Raw genomic sequence first — 7,762 nt, forward strand, 5'->3', positions numbered from 1 at the left:
ATTCAATCCCGCATTCCAAGAGTTGTCTTTGGGGCCTATGATCCTAAAGGGGGCTGTATGGGATCGTGTACGAATTTGCTTGAAGTAAAAGGATTTAATCATTATCCAACCATCGAAGGGGGGATTCTTCAAGAAGAATGTGCTTCCCTGTTAAAAGCTTTTTTTAGACAAAAGCGAAAGAAATGATCGATTTGATTCTATGTTATAATGGAGAACGGAAAGTGAGGCTGTGCCATGTATCAGGCTCTGTATCGAAAATATCGTCCCCAGACTTTTGATGAAGTCGTCGGACAGAAACATATCATACAAACGTTAAAAAACGCGATCGTTCAAGATCGTATCGCCCACGCTTACTTATTTTGTGGACCGCGTGGTACGGGAAAGACATCCATCGCAAAGATCTTTGCGAAAATGTTGAATTGCGAAGATAAAGAACATGCTCCATGCGGAGAATGCCTGAATTGTCAGATGGTTCAAAATGGAAGCCATCCGGATATTATCGAAATCGATGCCGCTTCCAACAATGGCGTTGATGAAGTTCGAAATCTAATTGATCGCGTCAAATATGCACCGATGCAAGGAACGTATAAAGTGTATATCATTGACGAGGTTCATATGATGACGACAGGAGCTTTCAATGCCCTATTGAAAACAATTGAAGAACCGCCAGCTCATGTGGTCTTTATTTTGGCAACAACGGAACCCAATAAAGTGATCCCTACAATCATTTCCCGCTGCCAGCGGTTTGATTTCAATAAAGTCAGTCTTCAAGACTTGATCATGCGTTTACAGATCGTTTGTCGATCAGAAAAGATCGATATTGATGAAGAGGCGATTCGTCTGATTGCTCAGCTGAGCGATGGCGGAATGCGAGATGCGCTTTCCATCTTAGATCAATGCACGGCATTTTGTACTTCCAATATTTCGGTCGATGATGTTCGCCAGATTTATGGCGTCATGACGACGGATGAATTAGGTACATTATTTTATGATCTGTATAAAGGAAATACAGAAGCCATGATCGAAACATTAAATGATGCGGAAGCGTCTGGAATGGATCTGAAACGATTGACCCAGGACATGATTTCATTGTTGAAGGACAGTTTAATTTTAGATCGTTCTCCTCAAACCGCATTGGTGCTGTCGGCTCACAAAGAGGTGATCCAGGAAAAATTAATAATTTCACCTTCCCCATTTCGATTGAGGCTGCTGAATGAATTGATGGACACGTACACAAAATTCAATTATGCATCCAGCGTCTTAGATTATCTGGAAACTGCATTTCTGAAATGTGTCGTAAATTCAGATGGATCTGTAGAGGTAAAATCCGAGCCCCAAACGAAGATTACAGATCAACAAAGAAATGTTTCAGAGCCGAAAATCCCGGATTCTTCATATGATTTACCTTCTGATTATTCAGAAATTCATAAAAAAGAGACAGAAAATGCCGAAAATATGCCAAAATCTGAAGATTTGAAAATATCTGATGTTTCACGTGAAACATTAAAAGAGGATAGGAACGAAGATCATAAAATCATATTAGAAGAAGAATACGTCTTACAATTACTGGTAGGAGCGCAGAAAAAAGAACGTCAGATTGATACACAGAAAATGAGTCAAAATGAATTTTTCTTATCGGATCTAAAATATGGAAGATTTGCTTCAACACTTCGTAACACCCATATAGTAGCCAGTGGAACCAATTATATGATTGTGGGTGTGAATTCAGAAATTGAAGCGAAAGAGATCAATTCCCTTCAATTGGAAGAAGGATATGAATCGTTTACAGAAGTCATATTAGGGGCCGCCAAAGTTATATTCGCTCTCGATTCAAAACAGGAACAAAGAGTCTTGGAAGATTTTAAAAGCCGTTGGGCGTCGAACACTTTGCCGGAACCGGCGGAAGTTCAAATTGTTCGAAAAGCGAAAACAACTTCACCACAAAATACAAAGGAAGAACAGATGAAAGAACTCTTCCCTACTTTAGAAATTGTTGAGGACTAGGAGGAAGTATGTATCCTAAGAAATTTGAAGATTTAATCACCGCTTTTCAACAATTACCGGGTGTCGGGCATAAAACAGCGGAACGATATGCGTTTGAAACGATTAACTGGTCAAAAGAAAAACAAGAAGAGTTTCTGGAAGGATTAAAAGCTTTATCCACAGGTATTGAAACTTGTCATATCTGCGGAAATTTAAGCGAAGGAGATCTTTGTCCGGTCTGTCAGGATGAAACAAGAGATAGCAGCACGATTTGTGTTGTACAAAGTCCAAAAGATATTGCGGCTATGGAGTCGATCCAGGAATATAAGGGCGTATATCATGTTTTAAATGGTGTGATTGACACCTCAAAAGGTATTTTACCGGAAGATTTACGATTATCTTCCCTTTTGCAGCGCGTGGAGAGAGGAAATGTAGAAGAAGTGATCCTGGCGTTGGATCCTACGGTTGAAGGAGAGACCACTTCCCTTTATATCGAGACTTTATTGAAGGATAAAACGCATGTTACTCGTCTGGCTTATGGGATTCCTGTGGGAGGACATCTGGATTATACGGATTCTTTAACATTATTACGGGCTTTTCAAGGCAGAAAATAGCAATTTAGGAGAAATCATATGACTATTTTATGAATATTCATACGATTTCTTTTTCTTTTACTCTTTTAATAGGAGTTTTCAGATTTTCTTATCTCTTTATTTCCTTTTTCATATGAAAAGTATTTAACTTATTCACATGGAGGATCAAAATTCATACGACTCTTTTTCTTCATTTATTTTGTTTATCAATTCGCATATGAAAATCATATACAAGTTTTCTTATGTGATTTAATGATATGAAATTGATATGATTAGAAAAATTCTCATCATATGAATAGAAATACAATTTATGAATATGGTGATAAAATTCATAAAATCAATTTTTATAGAATCCGAATAGTCATAGGAATAAATTATGAATAATCACACTAGAAAAAGTAGAATAAAAAAATCATGTGAAATTCCTATGAAAAAATAGAAAAATGAAAAAAAGTGTGCTAGAATAGAAAGCACCACGAGGTAAACGTTAGGAAAATCATAGGAAAGGGGTTTTATTATGGGAGAAGAAAAGCCTATTGATGTTTTCTACGATATGGATATTGCGCAGATTTGCCAACATTTCTCGAAATCGCGAAATACCGTCGACAAGGCCATCGCGAAGCTAATCAAGGATAATCCGGATAAAGATTGGAAATATAAGAACCCGGAAACACGGCGGATCACGATCAAGGCAGAAGGGGTAGAAAGACTTTCCAAGTATTTTCGAAAGGAAAAACATGAAGTTTCTACCGTTGAAATGGAACTTCGCTATGAAAATGAGAAATTGAAGGCGATCATTGAAGAAAAAGAGAAAGCACAAGCTCAAATTGAGGCATTATATCAAGAACGACTGGCTTTAGAATTGGAAAAAAGCAAACAAACCTTCCTTTTAGAGAATCAATCCAAGGAAGAAACGATTCAAAAACTTCAGTTAGAAAATGAAAGTCTGCGGGAAGAAGCGGAATCTTTAGAAGCTGTTCGTCAAAAATTAGAAGATTATAAGAAAAAAGAAGAAGAATATAATGGAAAATCCTTCTTCTATCGTCTTACTCATAAGTTTTAAAAGCTCTGGCAATTTTGCTGGGGCAATTTTTTATGTATTTTTGCCCAATTTGCGCTAATATCTGATTAAATTCTGAAATCCCATCATGATTCCTATGATATTCATATTCAATTTCATAATCGATATGATCTGTGTATTCAGTTTCATCGGCACAAAGTTCGGCGTTTTCACATTCATAGACTTGCCGAATGGTGGTAAATTGCGCTGTTTTCTTTAGATTGCTGGGAATATGATATTCTTTCAACCAGCCTAGGATCTCTGGATCCTGGATCTTTTCGAGTTGATCGGTAGGGATTTCTTTTTCATATTCATAATGCGTGATCTCATCTTTGCGAATCTTTAATGTCAGGATATGCTTGGATCCAATCGTTCGAATTCGCAGAGCACCCCCTTGTTTTCGTATGCTTTGATCGGGACTGTCATAATATGTATTCGTTTGAGTCCATGGTTCTGAAAAGGGTAGGGTTTTTAAAAGAGAATGGAATTCATCTTTTGATACTAAGATCTTTAACTCTCTTTCTATCGGTTTCGTCATCGGACTTCCTCCTTTTTGAAAGTATGGTACAATAGAAAAATCAGAAAGGAAAGGTGTTTCCATGCGTTTTGGACTGATCGTACGTAAGGATCCACATTCGGCCTCGGTTGCTCGTAGTGTTAAGGATCAATGTCTTCAAATTGGTTGGATCTATGACGAAGCGGATCCGGAACTTTTGATTTCGATTGGCGGTGATGGAACTTTATTACGAGGAATCCATCAATATCTTGATCATTTAGATCGAATGAGCTTTGTCGGGATCCATACCGGCACGCTTGGCTTTTATACAGATTATACGCAAGAAGAAATTGAGCTCTTTATCCATGATATTCAGTTTCATGATGTCCAATACGAAGAAATGCCTTTATTAGAAATGCAGATCGACGACTCGGGAGAACGTCTCTATGCCTTAAATGAGATGCGGATCGAATCTGTTTCCCGTACTCTTTCTTTAGATGTCTCCATCGATGGGGAATTCTTTGAACATTGCACAGGATCTGGTATCTGTATCAGTACGCAGGCCGGATCTACAGCCATCAATCGGGCGTTGCAGGGGGCTGTGATCGATGACGGATTGCGGGTGCTCCAACTTTGTGAGATCATGCCGATCTCGCATAAAAATCATCATTCTTTAAGAAACCCTTATATTATGCGTTTGGACCGTCGGATCGCTGTTCAATCGGATTCCTTTTTACGGGCCAGAGTCTGTTATGACCATCTGGATCGTTCTTTAGATCAGGCCAAACGTTTATCGATCCAGACTTCGCAAAAAAAAGTGCGCTTTGCGCGCTATCGTCATTATTCGTATTTGAAACGTTTAAAAAACCTATATTAACGAATGTTCGAGATCCTGCGGGATCTTTTTTTAAGTTTTTTCGGACCTCTTTTTTTCAAAATAATGACCTTTTTGGAAACGGGAGAGAGATTCATAACGATCGCAAAGGAAATAAAGTAAGATAAAATACTGCTTCCACCATAGGAAATCATCGGTAAAGTGATCCCGGTGATCGGAACCAGTCCTACGATCATCCCCAGATTTTGAAGCTGTTGATACACCAGCATCGCAATGACACCGATCACAATAAAACGATCGGTACGATTCGTTGTATTGTAGGCAATCTTAAATAAGACATAATCAAATAATAAACAAATCATTAAAACAAAGGTCGTTCCTAACAATCCGAAACATTGTCCAATGGCCGCAAAGATAAAGTCAGTATGAGCTTCTGGGATCGCGATGATATCTGCCTGCAGACCATATCCTGTCAATCCGGCACTGCCCAGCGACAACAAAGCCGTATAAAGCTGGTTGGAGCTACCTTGAATATTCGATTCCGGATCCAGCCAGGCATCGATTCGACTTAAACGATAGTTGGAGATAAAGATCTCTAAAAAATCGCGCTGGAAGAAATAGAGATAGACAAACAAACCGACCACAAAGAGAATCAAGCCGCCTAGAATGTAGATATATTGTTTGCGAATACCAGAGCACATCAAAAGAATCAATGTATTGACCAAGATGATGATCACGACCCCGGTATCGGGCTGTAAAAAGATCAAAACCAGAGGGGGAATCAAGATCTTGCCGATCTTGATCAATAAATTCCAGTCATCTCTCCAGGTAGGATCCGGGTGTTGTTCCTGATGAGAGCTAATGGTCTTGGAAATCAGTACAATCAAAACGATCTTGATAAATTCACTGGGTTGGAAACTGGCAAACGGTAACGAAAACCAGGAAACGGCCCCGTTGATCGAAGTCGCAAACGGAAGATGGAGACTGCCGCCGCTGATACTGATCAAGATTCGCGAGATCAACAGATAGATCAGACAGCCCATCAAAAAGCGGTAGGCTTTGTGCATGATCTTGAAAATCGCCTGGTTTTGAAAGGAGCATAAAAAGAACATGGCCACAAACCCAATGATGTACCACATGATCTGACGCATCATATAGCCATAGCCGGATCCGTCACTGATCAGGTTAAAAGCATTATAGAGCGCAAAAAAACTTGTCAGGCCCATTACGCTCAACATGACGATCAGACCTAAATCAATGCGAAAGGTAAATTTTCCAATGGTAATGGTTTGTTTCATGCGATTTTTCCTTTCTGTTTCGCTGAGTAATAGTATATCATAGATTGGTTAGGAAAGAGAAAGGACTGGAAGTGAAAGATTCTTGAAATCCACTTCTGTAAAAATTTATAATAAGAATATGCCAGAAAAGAAATATACCCCTATGATGCAGCATTATCTGCAGTTGAAAGAAGAAAATCCGGAACCCATCTTGTTTTATCGCCTTGGCGATTTTTACGAGATGTTTTTTGAGGACGCCAAACTGGCCAGTCAGGAACTGGATCTGGTGCTGACCGGACGCAGTGCCGGTGTCGAAGAAAAGGTCCCGATGTGCGGAATCCCTTATCATGCGGCTTCTTCTTATATACAAAGATTGATCAAAAAAGGATATAAGGTTGCGATCTGCGAACAACTTTCCGACCCGGCCACATCCAAAGGTTTAGTGGATCGCGGGATCATCCGCATCATTACGCCGGGAACTTATATGGATGAAAACCAGGATGCCAAGGCCTCCAATTATATGGCCAGCATCTGCGTCAATGCGTATGAAATCTTGGTGCTGTATGCTGAACTGAGTACGGGCGAATTAAAATACCGGACATTAGAGCGATCCTTGGTATCGCTTCAGAAAGCGATCCTGGAAGAAGAGGTCTGTGAAGTCATCTGTCCGATGTCTTTGGATAAAAAATGGAAACAAGCTTTAGAAGAGATGGAAGGAGTTTTGATCTCTTATCAGAAAAAGACGGCTTTGGATCCGGAAGATCAACCTCTTTTATCGGCCAGTGATTCTTTGTCCTTACAAGAAGCTTTGGCACAATTGATGGGATATTTGCGCCTGACCCAGAAACAGCATATCGATCACTTTTTGCCGGCCGAAAGTATGGACCAGGATCAACATCTGGTCATGGATTTTGAGACCCGAAAACATTTGGAGCTGGTCACAAGCACTTCGACTTCCGGCAAGGGGTGCAGCCTGTGGGAATTTATGGATCATTGTCAGAGCGCCATGGGATCGCGTCTTTTAAAGCGCTGGATCGAAATGCCGTTGTTGGATGTTTCTTTGATCCAGAAACGCCAAAAAGCAATCCAAACCTTGATCGATGATTTTTTAACGCGTGAAGAACTCAAAGAACACTTGACCTATGTCTATGATATGGAGCGTCTGGCCAGCCGTATGGCTTATGGAAATGCCAGTCCGCGCGATGTACTTCAGCTCAAGGCCACCTTGGAACACGCTTCTCCGATCTTGGAACTGGCTTCTAAATTAGACAGCTTTCCAGAATTTCAGACAGTGCCTGATTGTCAGGAGCTTTTTGAAGAGATCAAAGATGCGATCGTGAATGAACCACCTTTGACCATCAAAGAGGGCGGTGTCTTTCAAGAAGGTTATAATGAACAATTAGATGAACTTCGTCAGTTTGCCGACCAGGGCCAACAATATATCTTAGATCTGGAAACCAAAGAGCGCGAAAGAACCGGGATCAAATCTTTGAAGATCGGTTATAATCGCGTATTTGG

7 protein-coding genes and 1 pseudogene are annotated in these 7,762 nt (G+C 40.1%); 6 read left to right on the forward strand and 2 right to left on the reverse strand.

The genetic code is table 11. The features are described from left to right. From Q0J48_RS05725 to Q0J48_RS05740, 4 genes are all read left to right on the forward strand, one after another. The coding region (locus Q0J48_RS05725) for a deaminase (RefSeq protein ID WP_366937066.1) at window positions 1-186 on the forward strand (186 nt) is incomplete at its 5' end. A 48-nt stretch (window positions 187-234) separates the two neighbouring features. Then, window positions 235-2,004 carry a DNA polymerase III subunit gamma/tau gene (dnaX, locus tag Q0J48_RS05730; protein ID WP_296242434.1) on the forward strand — a complete coding sequence of 590 codons (1,770 nt, stop codon included), beginning with the start codon at window positions 235-237 and terminating at the stop codon, window positions 2,002-2,004. Between the two features lie 8 nt (window positions 2,005-2,012). Further along, entirely contained in the window at window positions 2,013-2,597 is a 585-nt protein-coding gene (gene recR / locus Q0J48_RS05735) for a recombination mediator RecR (RefSeq protein WP_296242436.1), read from the forward strand. 496 nt (window positions 2,598-3,093) lie between these two features. Beyond that, window positions 3,094-3,639: a hypothetical protein gene (locus tag Q0J48_RS05740; protein ID WP_296242438.1), complete on the forward strand. Its 546-nt coding sequence runs from the start codon at window positions 3,094-3,096 to the stop codon at window positions 3,637-3,639. On the opposite strand, the gene Q0J48_RS05745 is transcribed toward Q0J48_RS05740, so the two are convergent. Then, the gene (locus Q0J48_RS05745; RefSeq protein WP_296242440.1) at window positions 3,623-4,174 is read right to left on the reverse strand and encodes a CYTH domain-containing protein; all 552 of its coding nucleotides are present in this window, start codon (window positions 4,172-4,174) and stop codon (window positions 3,623-3,625) included. The genes Q0J48_RS05740 and Q0J48_RS05745 overlap by 17 nt on opposite strands. A gap of 61 nt (window positions 4,175-4,235) precedes the next feature. On the opposite strand from Q0J48_RS05745, the gene Q0J48_RS05750 reads away from it, so the two are divergent. Next, on the forward strand, window positions 4,236-5,009 hold the full coding sequence (locus Q0J48_RS05750; protein WP_296242442.1) for an NAD kinase: 774 nt from the start codon (window positions 4,236-4,238) through the stop codon (window positions 5,007-5,009). Here Q0J48_RS05750 and Q0J48_RS05755 read toward each other — a convergent pair. Next, entirely contained in the window at window positions 5,006-6,265 is a 1,260-nt protein-coding gene (locus Q0J48_RS05755) for an FtsW/RodA/SpoVE family cell cycle protein (RefSeq protein ID WP_296242444.1), read from the reverse strand. The two genes, Q0J48_RS05750 and Q0J48_RS05755, sit on opposite strands and share 4 nt — an antisense overlap. 118 nt (window positions 6,266-6,383) lie before the next feature. Here Q0J48_RS05755 and Q0J48_RS05760 point away from each other — a divergent pair. Further along, window positions 6,384-7,762 (forward strand): annotated as a pseudogene (locus tag Q0J48_RS05760) (DNA mismatch repair protein MutS); the annotation flags it as partial.

The sequence above is a fragment of the uncultured Faecalicoccus sp. genome (assembly GCF_944325745.1).
Classification (GTDB): domain Bacteria; phylum Bacillota_I; class Bacilli_A; order Erysipelotrichales; family Erysipelotrichaceae; genus Faecalicoccus.